This is a genomic window from Streptantibioticus ferralitis, from assembly GCF_029223525.1.
Taxonomy (GTDB): domain Bacteria; phylum Actinomycetota; class Actinomycetes; order Streptomycetales; family Streptomycetaceae; genus Streptantibioticus_A; species Streptantibioticus_A ferralitis.
In genome coordinates this window covers 135,109-154,936 of the sequence record NZ_JARHTQ010000001.1, presented here as the reverse complement: position 1 = coordinate 154,936, position 19,828 = coordinate 135,109, and the positions used below count along the sequence as shown (strand labels likewise).

Annotated in this window: 19 protein-coding genes and 1 riboswitch; of the genes, 8 read left to right on the top strand and 11 right to left on the bottom strand. The window is 69.6% G+C overall.

Annotated features, from left to right (window positions below):
• Positions 1–3: 3 nt before the first annotated feature.
• From P2L57_RS00700 to gcvT, 10 genes are all read right to left on the bottom strand, one after another.
• Positions 4–825, bottom strand: coding sequence for a transposase (locus P2L57_RS00700; protein WP_275806467.1), 822 nt, complete (start codon positions 823–825; stop codon positions 4–6).
• Positions 826–1,070: 245 nt separating this feature from the next.
• On the bottom strand, positions 1,071–1,940 hold the full coding sequence (locus tag P2L57_RS00695) for a helix-turn-helix transcriptional regulator (RefSeq protein WP_275806465.1): 870 nt from the start codon (positions 1,938–1,940) through the stop codon (positions 1,071–1,073).
• Between the two features lie 132 nt (positions 1,941–2,072).
• Positions 2,073–3,515, bottom strand: coding sequence for an MFS transporter (locus P2L57_RS00690; RefSeq protein WP_275806463.1), 1,443 nt, complete (start codon positions 3,513–3,515; stop codon positions 2,073–2,075).
• 156 nt (positions 3,516–3,671) lie between these two features.
• Positions 3,672–3,794: a hypothetical protein gene (locus tag P2L57_RS00685; RefSeq protein WP_275806461.1), complete on the bottom strand. Its 123-nt coding sequence runs from the start codon at positions 3,792–3,794 to the stop codon at positions 3,672–3,674.
• 85 nt (positions 3,795–3,879) lie between these two features.
• Positions 3,880–4,233: a hypothetical protein gene (locus P2L57_RS00680; protein ID WP_275806459.1), complete on the bottom strand. Its 354-nt coding sequence runs from the start codon at positions 4,231–4,233 to the stop codon at positions 3,880–3,882.
• 54 nt (positions 4,234–4,287) lie between these two features.
• Entirely contained in the window at positions 4,288–4,392 is a 105-nt protein-coding gene (locus P2L57_RS00675) for a class I SAM-dependent methyltransferase (RefSeq protein ID WP_275806456.1), read from the bottom strand.
• A gap of 267 nt (positions 4,393–4,659) precedes the next feature.
• On the bottom strand, positions 4,660–6,042 hold the full coding sequence (locus P2L57_RS00670) for an L-serine ammonia-lyase (RefSeq protein ID WP_275806454.1): 1,383 nt from the start codon (positions 6,040–6,042) through the stop codon (positions 4,660–4,662).
• 104 nt (positions 6,043–6,146) lie between these two features.
• Positions 6,147–7,418 (bottom strand): serine hydroxymethyltransferase, encoded by a 1,272-nt coding sequence (gene glyA / locus P2L57_RS00665; protein WP_275806452.1) that lies wholly within the window; start codon positions 7,416–7,418, stop codon positions 6,147–6,149.
• A 13-nt stretch (positions 7,419–7,431) separates the two neighbouring features.
• On the bottom strand, positions 7,432–7,812 hold the full coding sequence (gene gcvH / locus P2L57_RS00660; RefSeq protein ID WP_275806450.1) for a glycine cleavage system protein GcvH: 381 nt from the start codon (positions 7,810–7,812) through the stop codon (positions 7,432–7,434).
• 123 nt (positions 7,813–7,935) lie between these two features.
• Complete coding sequence (gene gcvT, locus P2L57_RS00655) at positions 7,936–9,063, bottom strand: glycine cleavage system aminomethyltransferase GcvT (RefSeq protein ID WP_275806448.1); 1,128 nt, start codon at positions 9,061–9,063, stop codon at positions 7,936–7,938.
• A gap of 149 nt (positions 9,064–9,212) precedes the next feature.
• Positions 9,213–9,328, bottom strand: a riboswitch (glycine riboswitch).
• Positions 9,329–9,434: 106 nt separating this feature from the next.
• On the opposite strand from gcvT, the gene P2L57_RS00650 reads away from it, so the two are divergent.
• A complete protein-coding gene (locus tag P2L57_RS00650; protein WP_275806447.1) occupies positions 9,435–10,232 on the top strand; it encodes an enhanced serine sensitivity protein SseB in 798 nt (265 codons plus the stop codon).
• A 264-nt stretch (positions 10,233–10,496) separates the two neighbouring features.
• Positions 10,497–11,321, top strand: a complete 825-nt coding sequence (locus tag P2L57_RS00645) for an enhanced serine sensitivity protein SseB C-terminal domain-containing protein (RefSeq protein ID WP_275807571.1) — start codon at positions 10,497–10,499, stop codon at positions 11,319–11,321.
• 129 nt (positions 11,322–11,450) lie between these two features.
• Here P2L57_RS00645 and P2L57_RS00640 read toward each other — a convergent pair whose 3' ends face one another.
• The gene (locus tag P2L57_RS00640) at positions 11,451–12,968 is read right to left on the bottom strand and encodes a DUF885 family protein (RefSeq protein WP_275806446.1); all 1,518 of its coding nucleotides are present in this window, start codon (positions 12,966–12,968) and stop codon (positions 11,451–11,453) included.
• Between the two features lie 261 nt (positions 12,969–13,229).
• On the opposite strand from P2L57_RS00640, the gene P2L57_RS00635 reads away from it, so the two are divergent.
• From P2L57_RS00635 to P2L57_RS00610, 6 genes are all read left to right on the top strand, one after another.
• On the top strand, positions 13,230–14,228 hold the full coding sequence (locus P2L57_RS00635; protein ID WP_275806445.1) for an ABC transporter permease: 999 nt from the start codon (positions 13,230–13,232) through the stop codon (positions 14,226–14,228).
• 57 nt (positions 14,229–14,285) lie between these two features.
• Positions 14,286–16,079, top strand: coding sequence for an ABC transporter substrate-binding protein (locus P2L57_RS00630; protein WP_275806443.1), 1,794 nt, complete (start codon positions 14,286–14,288; stop codon positions 16,077–16,079).
• Between the two features lie 14 nt (positions 16,080–16,093).
• The gene (locus P2L57_RS00625) at positions 16,094–17,092 is read left to right on the top strand and encodes an ABC transporter permease (protein ID WP_275806441.1); all 999 of its coding nucleotides are present in this window, start codon (positions 16,094–16,096) and stop codon (positions 17,090–17,092) included.
• Positions 17,089–18,123, top strand: coding sequence for an ABC transporter ATP-binding protein (locus P2L57_RS00620; protein WP_275806439.1), 1,035 nt, complete (start codon positions 17,089–17,091; stop codon positions 18,121–18,123). Before P2L57_RS00625 ends, P2L57_RS00620 begins: the two co-directional genes overlap by 4 nt.
• Entirely contained in the window at positions 18,120–19,127 is a 1,008-nt protein-coding gene (locus P2L57_RS00615) for an ABC transporter ATP-binding protein (protein WP_275806437.1), read from the top strand. Before P2L57_RS00620 ends, P2L57_RS00615 begins: the two co-directional genes overlap by 4 nt.
• A gap of 132 nt (positions 19,128–19,259) precedes the next feature.
• Entirely contained in the window at positions 19,260–19,814 is a 555-nt protein-coding gene (locus P2L57_RS00610) for a Uma2 family endonuclease (RefSeq protein WP_275806435.1), read from the top strand.
• The last annotated feature ends 14 nt before the right edge of the window (positions 19,815–19,828 follow it).

Below are 19,828 nucleotides of genomic sequence, written 5' to 3'. Positions count from 1 at the left end.
GGATCACAGGTCTCGGTGAGATGTGCGACGAACCCTGTCCAACGGGTGGCATGTCCGCGGCGCGCGTAGCGGGCCGTCGGGTCGTAGGGCGAGACGACCGCGACGGCCGAGGGCGGCAGCCCGCCGTCCTCGGTGGTGCGCCAGCGCAGGCGACCGGCCCCGTCGCGGTAGTAGTTCTGCACCATGATCTGCCGCAGGGCCTGGACCCGGGGACCGGAGAGGCGATCCGCCCCATTGCTCCCCGACGTGCTCCAGCAGCCGGATGGCGTCGCCGCCTGTGGCAAGGATCCTGGTCTTGGGGCGGGTGGGGTTCTTGCCCAGACGGACCGGATGGCCGTAGCGGCGCCCCCACTCCTCGTCGACCAGGCCAGCCAGCAGGTGCGGAGCGGTGCCGGCCAGCTCTTCCAGCGCGGCGCGGACGGCCCCGGTGACCAGTTCCAGCCGGGTCAGGTCGCGCACCGCAGCCAGGACGTGGGTGGAGTCCGTGCGCTGGGTGGTGCGCTCGCGGACGAGACCGGCCTCCTTCAGGCGCGCGAGCGCGAGGTCGAGGAGACGGTCGGCTCGGCCGCCCTCGGTGAGACGCTCGCGAAAGTCGGCCAGCACGCTGTGGTGGAAGCCGGGATCGTCCAGTTCCATGGCCAGCGCGTACTTGAAATCGATGCGGTAGCGAACCGCCTCGGCCGCCTGCCGGTCCGACAGACCGAGCAGGAACTGCAGCACACAGACGGTGGCCAGCCGGGCGGGCGAGAGACCCGGGCGGCAGTCGCGCGGGTACCAGTCGGCGAAGTCCTGATCACGCCACAGCCCGTCGAGGTGGTCTCTCACCCACATCGCCGTTGTACCGCCCGGGTTGCTCGCTCGCGCCATCTGCACGGTCAGAGAAGGGACTTGCTCACCAGAACGGGCGCGGAGCGACAACGGGCACCTCGACAACTGCATCGGTCCTTGAACAGAGCCGAGCATGCCCGTTGATCATGCTGCCCCGCCGGGGATCCCCAAGGTCCCCGACAGAGTCAGCATCCTGTTCCTCGGACCGGGACCTCCTCCTGTCCGTGTCGGTTCCGGGCCGCTCAGCGGTGGTGCACGGAGTCCAGATCCACCGTGAGGAGCTGCAGCGCCGCCTCGTGCGGGGAGTCTGGCTCCGCGTGGTAGAACTTCAGGATGTTGCCGTCCTGCAGGTCCGCGGACTGGTACATCAACTCCAGTTCGCCGATGACCGGATGGTCGAAGAGCTTCGTCCCCTCGATGCAGTTGGACACCCGCTGACGGCACCAGAGCGCCGCGAACTCCTCGCTCTGGATGGTCAGTTCACCGATCAACTCGGCAAGCCGCGGATCGTGCCGGTGGTTTCCGGAGATGAACCGCAGATACGTCACGTTCGACTCGGACTCCGCCGCCCAGTCCGCGTACAGCGCCCGGACGTTGTCGTCGAGGTAGTTCATCTTGATGATGTTGGGCCGCCGGTCGCCGTCCTCGGTGACGTCGAAGTCGAGGTGCGGCGCGAACAGTTTGTGGTACAGCGAGTTCCAGGCCAGGATGTCGCACCGGTAGTTCAGCACTGCCGCCGCCACATTGCCCAGCGACGCCATCAGCATCTTGGTGCTGGGGCTGAGCTGGTCGGCCTGGGGCGCTGGCTGGTGCGGATCCTGTACGGGTGTGCCGATCTTGAGCAGGTAGTCCCGTTCGTCGGTGCTGAGATCCAGGGCGCGGGCGATGGAGAGCAGCACCTGCGGCGAGGCATGCGCGGTCTGGGACTGCTCGAGACGCGTGTAGTAGGTCTGGCTCACCCCCGCCAGCGCGGCCACTTCCTCCCGGCGCAGCCCCGGCACCCGACGCGAGCCACTGGTCCGCAGCCCCCTCTGCTCCGGCCGGACACGCTCGCGCATCTGTCGTAGATAACTGCCGAGGTCGGTGTTCACGATCTGGTCCACCTTTCTCATTATGAACTCCCTTATGGCATGGGCAACGTCGCCTGGAACCACGGTGACTGGTGCCACAACGGCCGGGAGAGCGGAACCCGCCGCACTCCCGGCCGTACCGGCCACCGCGTCCGTCCGGCGCGGTGGCTGCCGCTACTGCTGTTCCGCCTTGCGTCGCAGCACCAGCCAGAGCAGAAGACCCACGGCGAGCTGGGAGAAGCCGGCCACGCCGATCGCCGTGTGGATTCCGGTGAGTTCCTCGGCGGTGGTCACGGTGCCCTGCCCGATGCCCGCGGCGAACACCGCGCTCACCAGCGGGATGCCGATTGCGATGCCGACCTGCTGGCTCTGGGTAGCCATGCCGGTCGCCATGCCCTGCGCGTCGGCGTCGACGGACGAGGTGGCGATGACCATGAAGCACAGCGCCGCCATCATGGAGAAGAAGGCGTTCACGAACTGGGTCACGATGAGCGGGACCAGCCAGACGGACTCCGAGGTCGCCCACAGCGCCGGCAGCATGAACGCGCCCTGCAAAGCCAGGGAGACTCCGAGCATCGTGCGCGGCGAGACCCGCTGGAGGATGCGCGGACCGACGGTGCCGGCGATGATCTGGCCGACGCCGATGCCGAGCAGCACCAGGCCCGCCACCAGGGGCGACAGGCCGAGCACGTTCTGGACGTACAGACCGGTGAAGAAGATCAGCGCGGTCTCGCCGCCGAAGATGAACAGCGCGGCCAGGTTGCCGAAGGCGATGTCGGGCCTCTTGAGGATCTTCACCGGGACCAGGGCGTCGGCGGTACGGCTCTCCACGGCCCAGAAGACACCCAGCAGCACGGCGGCGACGATCAGCGCGATGCTGGCCGTCAAGTCCAGGCCCTCCTCGCCGACGCGGGTGACGCCGTAGATCCCGGCGAACAGCCCCAGGGTGATCAGCAGTGCACCCGGCAGATCGATCCGGCTGCGCTGCTCGGCCCGGCTCTCGTCGACGACCATCGGCACGACGACGATCGCCGCGATGGCCACGGGGATGTTGATGAAGAAGGCCCAGCGCCAGGAGAACACGTCCGTGAGGACACCGCCCAGGATCGCCCCGACACTGAAGCCGGAACTCATCATCACGCTGTTGAGGCCGAGGGCCTTGGTGCGCAACGCGGGCTCGGTGAAGGCGGTGGTGAGCAGGGCGAGCGCGGCCGGCGTGACGGCGGCGGTGGCCAAGCCCTGCAGCGTACGGGCGGCCAGCAGCATCGCCGGCGACTGGGCGACGCCACCGACGAGCGAGGAGACGGTCAGGACGACCATGCCGACGGTGAAGATGCGCCGGCGGCCCACATAGTCCCCGACCCGGCCGAAGACCAGCGTGCACCCGGCGGCACACAAGGCGAAGGTCGTGGTGATCCACTGCAGGCTCCCCGTGGAGAACCCGAGGGACGTGCCGACTTCGGGCAGCGCCACGTTCAGCACGGAGAAGTCGGCGGCCATCATGAACTGCGACGCCAGCAGCACCACCAGGGCGGCGACCTGGCGCCCGGTCATCCGTACGGCGGTTGGCGTCGACTGCGCGGCTTCTGCCGTCGCGGCGGTATCAGCGGTTGTCATGCTCCCCAGACTCCTGGGCCCCGCTCCCACCAGCCAGATCCCCCTTGACAGCACTCCTGGGGAGACTGTCACTGGCAGTGCCACCTTCGACGGCCGACCGCGCACCTGCGGGTTGAAACTGGCACAAAAATACCTATACATCCCCGTTTCTGCAGGTCAGATGATATTTGCCGGGTGGAGCCCGGGGGAGTCGAACCCGATCAGCACGTCATGAGTGGTTCCATGGCGCAGATTCACCAGTGTGGCCAGCAGTCGGTCGACGAAGACGAGCTTGCGCATCACCCCGGCTCTCACAGCCCGACGCCGCAGCCGAGCCCGAGCTGCTCGTGCCGCAACGTGCCCACCTCAGTGATGAGTTCAGCGATCACATCCGGCAACAGCCCAGTGACCCGGTGGAGAGCAGACCGACGCGCGGTGCCCGTCTGGGCGGCGGCGAGTCCGGTGGACTGCGCGCCCGTGGCCCCGACCTGTGGCCCCAGGACTGCCCCAGCGCGAGTGCCAGGTCCCGGAAGTCGTCGTCGCGCAACAGGGCGTGGAACTCATCCAGTTCGTACGGCGTCACATAGCCGCCCGCGATCAGCTGCTCCCTCGATATGTCCACCGTGAGCCGCCAGAAGTCAGCGAGCCGGTTGCCGCCCCGCAGGTTCTGGGTGAGCTGTTCGCCCCGACGTCCCGGTAGCCGTACCCGAGGAGCGAGCCAGGCCAGTTGCGCGCCCACCAGCTGCCGGTGTCGAGCGTGCCGAAAATCAGGCTGCTCCAGCGCTGCATGACCTCACTGCATGACGTCGTCGCACTGCGGGAGACGGCTGAGCACCAGCCGGGCGTGGATCACGTCGAAGGAGCCGTCCGGGAACGGCTCGGTGGTGACCTTGTGCACCGACTGTCGCAGACGGGCTCCGGCAGCCGGTCCAGCAGCCGCAGTTCCGAGGCCGGAGCACCTGCCCTCCGGCGCTCCCCGTCGGCGGACGGGCTTGGCCAGTGACCCGAATGGGCTGGTCAGCGCCCATCGTGCTGGAGATTTCCTGGGGACTTTTCGGGGACTTTCAGCTCTGTCCCGGGGACTTTTCGGGGACAATCCACCAGGTAAGAAGGGAAGGCCCCGACAGCTCTGAAAGAGGCAAAGTCGCAGGTCAGGGCCATCCGCTCAGCACTCGATGACGTTCACCGCGAGCCCGCCGCGGGCGGTCTCCTTGTACTTGACCTTCATGTCGGCCCCCGTCTCCTTCATGGTCTTGATGACCTTGTCGAGGGAGACATGGTGCCGGCCGTCGCCGCGCAGGGCCATGCGGGCCGCGGTGACCGCCTTGACGGCGGCCATGCCGTTGCGTTCGATGCACGGGATCTGCACCAGACCGCCGACCGGGTCGCAGGTCAGGCCGAGGTTGTGCTCCATGCCGATCTCGGCGGCGTTCTCCACCTGCTCCGGGGAGCCGCCGAGCACCTCGGCCAGACCGCCCGCGGCCATCGAGCAGGCCGAGCCCACCTCGCCCTGGCAGCCGACCTCGGCGCCGGAGATCGAGGCGTTCTCCTTGAACAGCATGCCGATCGCACCGGCCGCCAGCAGGAAGCGGACCACGCCCTCCTCTTTTTCTCCTTCGGAGGCGTCACCGGCCCCGAAGTTCATGTAGTAGTGCAGGACGGCCGGAATGATGCCCGCGGCGCCGTTGGTCGGGGCGGTGACCACCCGGCCGCCCGCCGCGTTCTCCTCGTTGACCGCCATCGCGTACAGCGTCACCCACTCCATGGCACGGGCGGCGGCATCGCCCTCGGCGCGCAGCTGACGGGCGACCGCGGCCGCTCTGCGCCGTACCTTCAGGCCGCCGGGGAGTATGCCCTCGCGGCTCATACCGCGCCGTACGCAGTCCCGCATGACCTGCCAGATCTCCAGCAGACCGGTGCGTATCTCCTCCTCGGTGCGCCAGGCCTTCTCGTTCTCCAGCATCAGCGCCGGGATCGACAGGCCGGTCTCCCGCGATATCCGCAGTAGCTCGTCGCCGGTGCGGAACGGGTACTTCAAGACGGTGTCGTCGAGCTTGATCCGGTCCTCGCCGACCGCGTCCTCGTCGACGACGAACCCGCCGCCGACCGAGTAGTAGGTCTTCTCCAGCAGGGGCGCGCCCTCGCCGTCGTAGGCGAACAGCGTCATGCCGTTGGCGTGGTACGGCAGTGAGCGGCGCCGGTGCAGGATCAGATGCCGGTCGAAGTCGAAGTCGATCTCCTGCGCGCCGAGCAGCTGGAGACGGCCGGTGGCGCGGATCCGCTCCACCCGCTCGTCCGCGGTGTCCACGTCGACCGTGCGCGGCGCATCGCCCTCAAGCCCGAGCAGTACCGCCTTCGGCGTGCCGTGGCCATGGCCGGTCGCGCCCAGCGAGCCGAAGAGCTCGGCGCGCACCGAGACGGTGTGCGCGAGCAGGCCCTCGTTCTTCAGACGGAGGGCGAACAGGCGGGCGGCGCGCATGGGGCCGACCGTGTGCGAACTGGACGGGCCGATGCCGACCGAGAACAGGTCGAAGACCGAGATGGCCACGGGGAGACTCCTTTGTCGGCGCGTGGGTGATGCGCTCTGTGATGCGTGGCGCGGGGCACCGGCGCACGTCCAGTGTGCACGGTGCCCCGTCAGCCGGACCCGGACTAGTTCAGCCCGGGGTACAGCGGGTACTTCGTGGCGAGCGCCGTCACGCGGGCCTTGAGGCCCTCGGCTGTCCCCGCGTCGTAGGACGGCTTCAAGGCCTCGGCGATGATGTCCGCCACCTCACGGAACTCGGCCGCGCCGAAGCCACGGGTGGCCAGCGCGGGAGTGCCGATCCGCAGGCCCGAGGTGACCATCGGCGGACGCGGGTCGTTCGGCACCGCGTTGCGGTTGACCGTGATGCCGATCTCGTGCAGCCGGTCCTCGGCCTGCTGGCCGTCGAGCTCGCTGCTGCGCAGATCGACCAGGACGAGGTGGACGTCCGTGCCGCCGGACAGCACCGAGATGCCCGCCTCCGTCGCGTCCGGCTGGGTCAGCCGCTCGGCGAGGATCTTCGCGCCCTCCAGGGTACGGGACTGCCGCTCCCGGAACTCCTCGGTGGCCGCGGCCTTGAAGGCCACCGCCTTCGCCGCGATGACGTGCTCCAGCGGACCGCCCTGCTGGCCGGGGAAGACCGCGGAGTTGATCTTCTTGGCCAGCTCCGCGGTGGACAGGATCACTCCGCCGCGCGGACCGCCGAGCGTCTTGTGCGTGGTGGTGGTCACCACGTGCGCGTGCGGTACGGGGGAGGGGTGCAGGCCCGCCGCCACCAGCCCGGCGAAGTGCGCCATGTCGACCATGAGGTACGCGCCGACCTCGTCGGCGATCCGGCGGAACGCGGCGAAGTCCAGCTGGCGCGGGTACGCCGACCAGCCCGCCACGATCAGCTGCGGCCGGTGCTCCTTGGCCAGCCGCTCGACCTCGTCCATGTCGACGCGGTTGGTCTCGGCGTCTACGTGGTACGGCACCACGTTGTAGAGCTTGCCGGAGAAGTTGATCTTCATCCCGTGGGTGAGGTGCCCGCCGTGCGCGAGGTTCAGACCCAGGATGGTGTCACCCGGCTTGAGCAGGGCGAACATCGCGGCCGCGTTGGCCTGGGCGCCCGAGTGCGGCTGGACGTTCGCGTGCTCCGCGCCGAACAGCTTCTTGACCCGGTCGATGGCGATCTGCTCGGCGACGTCGACGTGCTCGCAGCCGCCGTAGTAGCGGCGGCCGGGGTAGCCCTCGGCGTACTTGTTGGTCAGGACGGAGCCCTGGGCCTCCATCACCGCGACCGGAGCGAAGTTCTCCGACGCGATCATCTCCAGGGTGGACTGCTGGCGGTGCAGCTCGGCGTCGACGGCGGCCGCGACCTCGGGGTCGAACTCGTGCAGGGAGCTGTTGATCAGCGACATCGGGTCTCCCGGGTCAGTTGCCGGAGAAGGCGGTGTACTCGTCGGCGGACAGCAGGTCCTCGGGCTCGCCGGTCACCCGCACCCTGAACAGCCAACCGCCCTCGAACGGGGCGGAGTTGACCAGCGACGGGTCGGTCACCACGTCCTCGTTGACCTCGGTGACCTCACCGTCGACCGGCGAGTACAGGTCGCTGACCGACTTGGTGGACTCCAGCTCGCCGCAGCTCTCACCCGCGCTCACGGTGTCGCCGACCTCCGGCAGCTGGACGAACACCACATCGCCGAGCGCGTCGGCGGCGTGCGAGGTGATGCCCACGGTGGAGATGCCGTCCTCGGCGGACGACAGCCACTCGTGCTCCTTGCTGTAACGCAGTTCCTGGGGGTTGATGCTCATGACGGAATTCTCCCGGATGTAAGGGCGTGCTCGTGCGGCGGGTGGGCGTTCTGGCGGGTCGGCCCGGCGGGCATTCGCGCTGATGGATCAGCGTGGACGGTCATCCGTGACGGGCGGAGCCGGTCAGCGCTGGCGCTTGTAGAACGGCAGGGCGACGACCTGGTACGGCTCGTGGCTGCCCCGGATGTCCACCGAGACGCCCGGCGTGCCGGGGGCGGCGTGCGGGGCGTCGACGTAGGCGATGGCGATCGGCTTGCCCAGGGTCGGGGAGGGCGCGCCGGAAGTGACCTCGCCGATCACCCTGCCGCCCTCCACCGTCACCGGGTACCCGGCCCGCGGTACCCGGCGGCCTTCCGCGACCAGCCCGACCAGTTTGCGCGGGGGCGTCGCCTCGGCCTGTACGGCAGCCTGCTCAAGCGCCTGACGGCCGATGAAATCGCCCGGTTTGTCGAACTTCACCACGCGCCCGAGCCCGGCGTCGAACGGAGTCAGCGCCGTCGTCAGCTCATGCCCGTACAGCGGCATGCCCGCCTCCAGGCGCAGCGTGTCCCGGCAGGACAGCCCGCAGGGCACCAGCCCGTACGGCTGGCCCGCTTCGGTGAGCGCCTGCCACAACGCTTCGGCATCGGCGGGGGAGACGAACAGCTCGAAGCCGTCCTCGCCGGTGTAGCCGGTGCGGGCGATCAGGGCGGGCACCCCGGCGACGGTGCCGGGCAGGCCCGCGTAGTACTTCAGGCCGTCCAGGTCCGCGTCGGTCAGCGACTTGAGGATCGCGGGCGACTGCGGGCCCTGCACCGCGATCAGCGCGTACCCGTCCCGGTCGTCGCGCACCTCGGCGTCGAAGTCCTTCGCCCGGTCGGTGACGGCGTCCAGCACCACCTGGGCGTTGGAGGCATTGGCGACGATCATGAACTCGGCCTCGCCCAGCCGGTAGACGATCAGATCGTCCAGGATCCCGCCGTCGGCCGTGCAGATCATGGTGTACCGGGCGCGGCCGACCGCCAGCGCCGACAGATGCCCGACCAGCGCGAAGTCCAGCGCCTCGCCCGCCTGCGGGCCGGTGACGGTGATCTCGCCCATGTGGGAGAGGTCGAACAGACCGGCCGTACCGCGTACGGCGTTGTGCTCGTCGCGCTCGCTTCCGTAGCGCAGCGGCATGTCCCAGCCCGCGAAGTCGGTCATGGTCGCGCCCAGCGCGCGATGTACCGCGTCCAGCGCGGTACGGCGTGGTGCTGCGGGGGCGGTGGTCATATACGGGCTCCCAGGTGCAGACGGATCAGGCGTGGCGATGACAATCCTCCCCATCTGTCATCGGAACCTGAGAGGTTCACCACGACCCCGGCGGGGCGCGGCTTGCACCTTGGGTGGGGCAGCCGGGGCTGCCCGCTTTTCAGATCTGCCTAATCCGCGCGGTAACGGGGCCTGAGAGATTCAAGGGAGGACTTGCTCCTTCGGCGCCCCGGCGACGTCACGCATGAGCACGTGTGTCGACCGGGAACTCTCCCGCACGGATTCGAACGGCCGGTATGGAGTTGGCGCGTGCATCATTACACGCCGCGCGGCGTACCGGCCAGGGCCGCTAGGGTTCCGCCAGGCACGACGATGACCGCAGGTGGGTGGAGATGAACGTTCCGGCGCAGTACGGCTACGGGCAGGGGGAGCACGAGGCCCACCCGCCCCACGGGAACCCGGCGCCCGCGCTACCGCACGGCGGCGGCTGGCCCGCCAACGAACTCGAAGAGGTGCTCGCCGCCGCTCTCGGCGAGCCGAACGCCACCCCGCGGGTCCTGGAAGTGCTCGGCCGCTCCTCGCTGTGGGTGCCGCTGCCGAACGGCGGCGGGCCGGACAGCCCTGATCTCGATCTGCCCGGCATGGAGTTGGAAGGCGCCGCGTACATTCCGGTGTTCAGCTCCGAGGAGCAGTTGGTGCGGGTCGCGCCCGGAATGGCCTTCGCGGTGGCACCCGCCCTGGAGTTCGCCCGCGGGCTGCCGCCGCGGGTCGGCATCGCGATCAACCCCGGTGGTGCGGTGGGCCTGCCGCTGCCCGCCGCCGCGGTCGAGGAGTTCTGCCGGGGCGGGGCGCCGGGTGGCGGCCGGGTACGGCTGTGGGAGCCGGGGCCCGACGACGAGCCGGTGGACTTCCTCGCCGCTGCCGCGGGCGAGTTCGCGATCACCCCGGTGGTGCTCTCGGCGCGCCGTGCGCTGGGATCGGTGGAGGGTCAGCCGCCCACGCTGTTCGTCGGTGTGGAACTCGACCGCTGGCAGGAGGAGGACCGGGCCGCGGCGATGGACGCCCTCGGCCGCGCCCTCGGCGCCGTGCCGGTGCGGTGGGCGGTCAACCTGGTGCTGCTGGACGTCGCCCAGGACCTGGTGGGTGACTGGATGCACGAGCGCGTCCGCCCGTTCTACGCCCGGGGCTGACGCGCACCCAGGGGCGCCCGCGCGGTGTTGTTCCTGGGGCGCCCCCCTGGCCGCAGGGTGTCGGGGGGCCCGGTCGCTGGGACCGCCGGAAGCCTGTCAGCGCCCGCCGCGCGGTGTTGTTCCGGGGGCCAACCCCCGTACCCCCGGCCGGGAGGAGCTGGGACGCGTCGGCGAGACTGCCGGAAGCCACTGAGGAGCCGCCGCTACGCTGGGGTGCGACGGCGGACGGAGCGGACCGAGCTACGGAAGGGGCGGGCCCCCAAGGTGAACGCGGGCGCGGCAGGAGGAGCGGGGGGTACCTCGCGGGCAGGCGTGGAGGACGCGCTGCGCCAGGTGGCGCCCGGCCGCTACGACATGTACGAGGCACTGCTGCGCGCGCTGGCCGACGGGCAGGTGTGGATGCTGCTCTGGCACGGCCAACCCGGCACGTCCGACGCCCAGTACGGGAACATGGAGGTCGGCGGGTACGGCTACGCGCCGTGCGTCACCTCCGCCCAGGAACTGACCGCCAGCGGCTGGAACCGGTCGCACGAGGTGGTCACCGGACGTGAGATCGCCGCCGAGCTCTACCGCGAACGCTGGGGCCTGTGGCTCAACCCGCACGCCCCCGGCGGCGGCGTCGGCGTGCCCTGGCTCGATCTGCGGCGCATCGCCTCCGGGCTCGACCGGCTGCCCGCCGGGCCGCTGCAGATCTGCGAACCCACCCTGCAGATGCCGCAGTTCTACGCTGCGCTGTCCCTACACGCCCAGCACACGCCGGTGGTGCGCACGTTGTGCGCCGCGTGGGTGCGGCCCGCGCTCGGTGAGCCGTTCCTGGCGATCGGTGTCGGGCTGTACGACAGCGGGCCGCATGCCGTCGAGGCGGTGCAGATGATGATGCGGCAGTCGGCGAGCGAGGCGCCGGACGGGCTGGCGCTGTCCACGGTGTCCCTGGCCGATGAGTTCGACCCGGTCGCGATGTGGATGCGGGTGTATGCGCGGCCGTTCTTCGACCGCGACGCGTATGGCGCCGTGGCGGCGCCGATGACGGGGGGTTGGGCGCCGTCCCCCCAGCAGCCGCAGCGGGGGTGGCCGCCGCGCCCTCACTAGGGCCCTTCTGGCGGATCTGGCGGATCTTCGTGGGGTTGCGGCTCGCTTTGACACCGCAACCCCCCCGGGGTCGCCCAAGACCAGGCGTCAGCCGAACCGCAACCCCGAGGTATCCCCGAAGACCAGGCGTCAGCCGCCCAGCGCGGCGTCGATCAACCCCAGGGGTGGGCTGCCCAAAGCCAGGAGCGCAGCGTGAAAGCGCTGGACGGTGAAGTCGGCGCCCCACTCCTTGCGGGCCTGCTCGCGAAGGCGCAGCAACTCCAGCTTGCCCCAGGTGTACCGCCCGTAAGCGGCGTCGAACGTACCGCGCCGCGCCTCCGAGGCGGCCGCCGCGCGGGCCAGATAGGCGTCCCGGATGAACCGTTCGGTGGCCTCCGCGACATCCATCGCACCGGTGTGCAGACCGATCGCGCAGGTCAGCCGGGTGACCCGGACCAGCGCCTCCAGCGCGACCCCGATGGTGAACCGTGGGTCGCCCGCACGGAAACCCTCCTCCAGGCACATCTCCTCCGCGTAGTGCGCCCACCCCTCGCAGAACGTCAGCGAGTGCAGCGCCCGCCGCACATCGCTGGGCGCGTGGCGCAGTGCCCTGCCGTGCGCGAAGTGCCCGGGGGCGACCTCGTGCACGGTGACCGAGGGCAGGCCGGTGCGGCTGAAGAGGGTCAGCCACTCCTCCCGTTCGGCCGCCGACCACTGCGCACTGGGCGGAGTGATGTGGTACCAGGAGGGCGCGTCGGCCTCGAACGGCGCCGCCCAGGTCATCATCGCCGATGACCAGCGGCGGGATTCCGGCGCCGGTCCGACCCGGCACTCCCCGTCGAGATACGGGACGAGGTCGCGGGCCCGGGTGAAATCGATGACCTCGGCGGCCAGTTCGGCCGCCTCGGGGATCACCCCGTCGGCATCGGGATGGTCGGCGAGCAACTCGGGGACCAGCTCCTGGACGGTCCGACGAGGATCCAGCGCCCGGCACGCCTCGGTCAACAGCGCGGCCAGTCGCTCCCGTTCGAGCTGGGCCGTGGCGGCGAGCGCCGACAGGTCCACCTGCACGCCCTCCTGAGTGCCCATCAGCGCGGCCAGTGCCTGGCCGCCCAGCCGCGGATCCGGGTCACCGGTCTCCGCGGCGCGGGCGATGTGCGCGACCAGCCGCTGATGGGCCGCGAGCGCCGGTGCCGCCTCCGGGTCCCGTGTGGCGTCCAGCCCGGCCGCCAGGCCGCGTACCGCCGCCAGCAGCGCACCCGCCACCGGTGCGCTGACCTGGTCGAGCGAGGCGATCGCGGCATCGACGGCGTCCGGCCACTGGGCGAGGTGCCTGCGCCGGGCCGCGGTGCGCTCCTGCTGCGGCGCGTACTCCCGGTCGTATGCGGTGAGTTCGAGGTTCGACAGATGCAGGTACGGGTCCCGGCGGTGCAGTTCGAGCTCGCCGAACTGCACCCGCAGCCCTTCCTCGAAGACGGCCAGATGCGCCTCGTCATGCGGGTCGGAGTGGGGCGCGGCATCGCGCCGCGCCCTGGTCAGCGCGGCGAGGGAGCGCCGGACGCCCTCCGGCGACAGGTCCTGTACGACGCCGTCGTACTCATGCAGCCCGGCCATCTCGCGGACGACAGGCACCATCAGGTCGCAGACCGCCCGTAGTCGGTTGTCCATGGGACGACGTTATCCGCCGGTAACCCCGGTGCGCCTCCGTGTTACCTGCGGCGGTTGACGCCCTTGACGCCAGTTTCTTCACGGCATCGCCCCGCACCCGGATCACGGTTGCGCATCCATTCACTGCCGGGGTCTGGCGAGTGATCTCGGTCACACGTGAGACTCGCGCCGCAAGGTGCTCCTCTCGCGCACGACCCAGAACCACTGCACGTCGAGCCTGTCCACCGCCGGTCACGTCCGGCCAGGGACCACCGAGGACCGATGACCGCACCCCTGCATGAGCCCGGCGCCACCGAGACCGCGCTCGCCGACATCGCCGCCGACCTCCCGGCCAAGGCCATCGAGGGCCGCTCGCCGGGCCGCATCGCCTGGCTGCGGCTCAGGCGAGACAAGGTCGCGCTCGCCGGTGGCACGGTCGTTGTGCTGCTGATCCTGGTCGCGGTCTTCGCGCCGCAGATCGTCGGTCTGCTCGGGCATCCGCCGGACCAACTGCACGAGGATCAGATCGACCCGAACCTGGGCACGCCGATCCATGCGTTCGGCGGAATCAGCCGCCACTTCCTGTTCGGTGTGGAACCGGTCAACGGCCGTGATCTGTTCAGCCGGGTGGTCTACGGGGCGCGGGTCTCGCTGCTGGTGGCGTTCCTGGCCGCGGTGGTCGCCGTGCTGCTGGGCACCTTGTTCGGCATCGTCGCCGGATACTTCGGCGGCTGGGTGGACGCGTTGGTCAGCCGGGTGATGGATCTGCTGCTGGCCTTCCCGCAGTTGCTGTTCATCATCGCGCTGGTCTCCGTCGTACCGGACTCGCTGTGGGGGTTCACCGGTTCCGGTGTGCGGATGGCGGTGCTGATCGTGGTGATCGGGTTCTTCGGCTGGCCGTACGTCGGGCGCATCGTGCGCGGGCAGACGCTGGCGCTGCGCGAGCGCGAGTACGTCGAGGCGGCGCGCAGTCTTGGTGCGGGTCGCGGCTACATCCTCTTCCGCGAACTGCTGCCCAACCTGATCGCGCCGATCACCGTGTACACGACGCTGATGATCCCCACCAACATCCTCACCGAGGCGGCGCTCAGCTTCCTCGGCGCCGGGGTCAAGCCGCCGACGCCGTCCTGGGGCCAGATGCTGTCCGCGGCCGTCACCGTCTTCCAGGCGGACCCCATGTTCATGATCATTCCCGGCCTGGCGATCTTCGTCACCGTGCTGGCCTTCAACCTCTTCGGCGACGGTGTGCGTGACGCGCTCGATCCGAAGGGCAGTCGCTGAATCCCCCCGCGCCGCATTTTTCCAACACCCCGATGAATCCAGGAGGTTGAGACTCCCGTGACGTCAAATCGGTCAACCCGGGTCAAACTGGCGGCCGGAGCCGCCGTCGCCCTGGCCGCACTGCTCGGCACGGCCGCGTGCAGTGGCAGCTCCGGCGGCAGCGGAAGCGGAGGAGACAGCAAGGCGGCCGGTTTCAACGCCGCGGCCGGCAGCGTCGTCCACCCGTCGACGGCGAAGGGCGGCACCCTGCGGTTCACCGCCGCCCAGGACTTCGACTCGCTTGACCCGCAGCGCGGTTACTACGGCTTCATGTGGGACTTCGCCCGCTACTACACCCGCCAGCTCATCACGTACGGCACCCGGCCGGGCAATGCCAGCCTGAAGCTGGTGCCGGACCTCGCCACCTCGCTGGCGCAGATCACGGACGGCGGCAAGACCTACACGTACCACCTGAGATCCGGCTCGACCTGGGAGGACGGCTCGCCGGTCACCTCCAAGGACATCAAGTACGGCATCGAACGCACCTGGGCGCAGGACGTGATCACCGGTGGCCCGATCTGGCTGATGCAGAACCTCGACAACGGCCAGAAGTACCCCGGGCCCTACAAGGACCCCTCGCCCGACAAGCTCGGACTGAAGTCGGTCGACACCCCCGACGACCAGACCATCGTCTTCCATCTGGCCAAGCCCAACGGCGACTTCGAGCAGATGCTGGCGCTGCCCGAGGGCTCACCGGTCAAGCAGTCCAAGGACACCGGGGCCAAGTACGGGCTGCACCCGTTCTCCGACGGCCCGTACAAGTTCCAGGCCTACCAGCCCAACAAGACGCTGGTGCTGGTCCGCAACGACAAGTGGAACAAGGCCTCCGACCCGATCCGCCCGGCGCTCCCGGACCGGATCGAGGTCGCCTACGGCTCCAACGCGGACGACCTGGACAGCAGGATGCTGGGCGGCGACGCCGATCTCGACCTCAACCAGACCGGACTCCAGCAGGCAGCCCGGGTCAAGGTGCTGCAGAACCCGCAGCTCAAGGCGAGCACCGACGACCCGACCACCGGATACATCCGCTACGTCTCGCTGATCCCGGCGATCAAGCCGCTGGACAACGTCCACTGCCGCAAGGCGGTCATCTACGCGACCGACCACAAGGCGCTGCAGACCGCGCGCGGCGGCCCGATCGCGGGCGGCGACATCGGCACCAACATGCTGCCCGACGGCGTCAAGGGCGCCGACGTCAAGTACGACCCGTTCGGCCAGACCGGCAACAGCGGCGCGCCGGACGTCGCCAAGGCCAAGTCCGAACTCCAGCAGTGCGGCAAGCCGAACGGCTTCTCCACCACCATCGCGGTACGCAACAACAAGCCCGCCGAGGTGGCCTCCGCCGTCGCCCTGCAGGCCTCGCTGAAGGCCGTCGGCATCAACACCCAGATCGACCAGTACGACGGTGCGCAGACGCCGAACATCATCGGTGTGCCCAACGTGGTCCACAAGAAGGGGTACGGCCTGATCGTCATGGGCTGGGGCCCGGACTTCTACACCGGCCAGGGCTTCCTCCAGCCGCTGGTCGACGGCCGTTTCATCCTGCCGAACGGCAACAACAACTACTCGGAGATCAACGACCCGGCGATCAACAACGAGTTCGACCAGGCCATCGCCACCACCGACGCGGACAAGGCCGGGCAGCTGTACTCCGACATCAACCACAAGGTGATGGAGGACGCCTACTACCTGCCGATCGTCTACGACAAGGCGCTGCTGTGGCGTAGCAACCGGCTGACCAACGCCTACATCGCCGCCTCCTACAGCGGCAAGTACGACTTCGTGTCGCTCGGCGTCGAGGGCGCGAAGTAAGGGGGCAGGGCGCCGTGCTGGCTTACATCGTCCGGCGGCTGGTCGCCGTCGTGGTGATGCTGCTGGTGGTCACGCTGGTCACCTTCGGCATCTTCTTCCTGGTCCCCAAGCTCACCGGAGGCGACCCCGCGGCACTGTTCGCGGGCAGGCAGGCGGACCCCACCGCCATCGCCGGAATCCGGAGGAAACTGGGCCTGGACGCACCCGTCATCGTGCAGTACGCCAGGTTCATCTGGGGACTGGTCGCCGGGCGCGACTACGCCAACGGCGCGGATGTCACGCACTGCGCGGCGCCCTGCTTCGGCTACTCCTTCAAGACCGAGCAGCCGGTGTGGCCGCTGCTCACCGACCGTTTCCCGGTCACCTTCTCGCTGGCCGTCGGGGCGTGCGTGCTGTGGCTGGTGGTCGGGGTCGGCACCGGTGTGCTCTCCGCGCTGCGGCGCGGCAGCCTATGGGACCGCACCGCGATGACCGCCGCGCTCGCCGGGGTCTCGCTGCCGATCTACTTCACCGGCATGCTCGCCCTCGCCGTCTTCACCTACAAGCTGCACTGGCTGACGGTGAGTTACGTTCCGTTCACCCAGAACCCCTTCGCCTGGGCCCGCGGGTTGCTGCTGCCGTGGATCGTACTGGCCTTCCTGTACGCGGCGATGTACGCCCGGCTCACCCGCGCCACCATGCTGGAGATCCTCGGCGAGGACTACATCAGAACCGCCCGCGCGAAGGGCCTCGCCGAACCGGTGGTGATCCGCAGACACGCGCTGCGCGCCACGATGACGCCGGTGCTGACCATCCTGGGCCTGGACCTCGGCGCGCTGGTGGGCGGCGCGATCCTCACCGAGACCACGTTCAGTCTGCAGGGGCTCGGGCAGGCGGCGGTCCGCGCCATCAGCGACCAGGATCTTCCGGTGATCCTCGGGGTGACCCTGGTCGCCGCGTTCTTCGTGATCGCCGCGAACCTCGTCGTGGACCTGCTGTACGCGGTGGTCGACCCCAGAGTGAGGCTGACATGACGGACGAATCCGAAGTCTTCCTGTCCGTCCGTGACTTGAAGGTGCACTTCCCGACCGACGACGGGCTGGTCAAGGCCGTTGACGGGCTCTCCTTCGAGTTGGCGCGCGGCCGCACCCTCGGCATCGTCGGCGAGTCGGGCTCGGGGAAGTCGGTGACCTCACTGGCGGTGATGGGGCTGCACGGCGTGGGCCAGTACGGGCGCGGGCGGGCCCGGATCTCCGGCGAGATCCACTTGGACGGGCAGGAGTTGACCGGCGCCGACCCCGACAGCGTGCGGCGGCTGCGTGGCCGGGAGATGGCGATGATCTTCCAGGACCCGCTGTCCTCGCTGCACCCGTACTACACGGTCGGCACCCAGATCAGCGAGGCGTACCGGGTGCACCATCCGGTCACCAAGGCCGCTGCCCGCACTCGTGCGGTGGAACTCCTCGGCCGGGTCGGCATCCCGCAACCGGACCGGCGGTTCGACGACTACCCGCACCAGTTCTCCGGCGGTATGCGGCAGCGCGTCATGATCGCCATGGCGCTGGTCAACAACCCCGACCTGCTGATCGCCGACGAGCCGACCACCGCCCTCGACGTCACCGTACAGGCGCAGATCCTCGACCTGATCCGGGACCTGCAGCAGGAGTTCGGCTCGGCGGTCATCGTCATCACCCACGATCTGGGCGTGGTCGCCGAACTGGCCGACGACATCCTGGTGATGTACGCCGGACGGTGTGTGGAGCGCGGACCCGCGGAACGGGTCTTCTACACTCCCCAACACCCGTACACCTGGGGGCTGCTGGGCTCCATGCCACGCTTCGACCGGGAGCGCAGCGAACGCCTCACCCCGGTCAGGGGCGCGCCGCCCAGCTTGATCAACGTGCCCTCCGGCTGCGCCTTCCACCCGCGCTGCCCGCACGCCGATCTGACCGGTGGGGCCAGCCGCAGCACCGTGCCGGAACTGCGCGAGGTGGCGGAGCGGCACTTCGCCGCCTGCCACCTGCCGGTGGCGGACCGCAACCGCATCTGGGAGGCCAGCAGATGACCGCCGCCAGCGCGCAGCCGTTGCTCAAGGTCACCGGCCTGGTCAAACACTTTCCGCTGGCCAAGGGGCTGCTCCGGCGGAAGACCGGGGCGGTGCAGGCGGTGGACGGCGTCGACTTCCACGTCCATCCGGGTGAGACGCTCGGCCTGGTGGGAGAGTCCGGCTGCGGCAAGTCCACCCTGGGCAGGCTGATCACCCGGCTGCTGGAACCCACCGGCGGCAGCGTCGAGTTCGCCGGCCGGGACATCACCCACCTGGGCACGGCGGCCATGCGGCCACTGCGCCGCGATGTGCAGATGATCTTCCAGGATCCGTACTCGTCGCTGAACCCGCGCCACACGGTGGGCACCATCGTCGGCGCGCCCTTCAGGCTGCAGGGCGTACGGCCGGACGGCGGCAGCCGGCAGGCCGTCCAGGAGCTGCTGGAACTCGTCGGGCTCAACCCCGAGCACTACAACCGCTATCCGCACGAGTTCTCCGGCGGCCAGCGGCAACGCATCGGCATCGCCCGGGCGCTGGCGCTCAAACCGAGACTGGTCGTCGCCGACGAGCCGGTCTCCGCGCTCGACGTCTCCATCCAGGCCCAGGTGGTGAACCTGCTCGACGACCTGCAGGGCGAGTTGGGCCTGACGTACGTGATCATCGCGCACGACCTGTCCGTCATCCGGCATGTCTCCGACCGCATCGCGGTCATGTACCTGGGCAAGATCGTGGAGCTGGCCGACCAGTCGGCCCTGTACGCCCACCCCGCCCACCCGTACACCCGCGCCCTGCTGTCGGCCGTACCGGTCCCGGACCCCAAGCGCCGCAAACAACGCGAACGCATCCTGCTGTCCGGCGACGTCCCGTCCCCCATCGCCCCACCCTCCGGCTGCCGCTTCCGCACCCGCTGCTGGAAGGCGACGGATCGCTGCGCGACGGAAGAGCCCCTGCTACGCGAGGTACGGGAGGGCCAGCGGGTGGCCTGCCACTTTCCGGAGAACGCACCGGACACGAATGGGTGATTGAAAAGGGGGTGAATGTCGTATCGGTGGATGAATCGGCTGAGTGGGGGACGTGGTCCGAGCATACGATGCCCGTGTTGAACACGGCGTCACCGTCCGAGAGCACAACGCGTCGACCGAGGAGTCCGAGCGATGACCGCCCCGTCGCACGACTACGCCGACGTCGATCCCGAAGCCGCGCTGAAGTACGCGGTTCAGCGCATCGAAGGCGGCCGCGCTGAGGTCATCGAAGGGGTGATCGAGCAGGCGGCGTCGCATTGGGATCACGAGGCCGCAACCGACGCCATTCGTCGGCAGATCGCCCCGAGGATATGGGAGTTGGGCTGTGTCGCGGGGTCGGGCGACATCGACCTGCCGGGGTCCAGCAACTGGTACACCCCGGATATCGCGGTCGTGGACGAGGGCCTGGCCAAGGGTGGCGGCGCGCTGCTCCCGGAACAGACCCTGCTGGTCGTCGAGGTGGCCTCGGAGTCCAACGGGGACACCGACCGAACGGTCAAACGTCGGCGTTACGCGGAGTACGGAGCCCCCCTGTACCTGCTGGTGGACCGGCAAGAAAAGGCGTGCACCCTGTTCTCTGAGCCCGGGAAACTCGGCTACGCCCGGGTGGCGGGGCCACACCCCTTCGGTACTCCGATTCGGCTGCCGGAGCCGTTCGACCTGGAGTTGGATACCGGCCGCTTCTAGCGGCCGGTATCCAA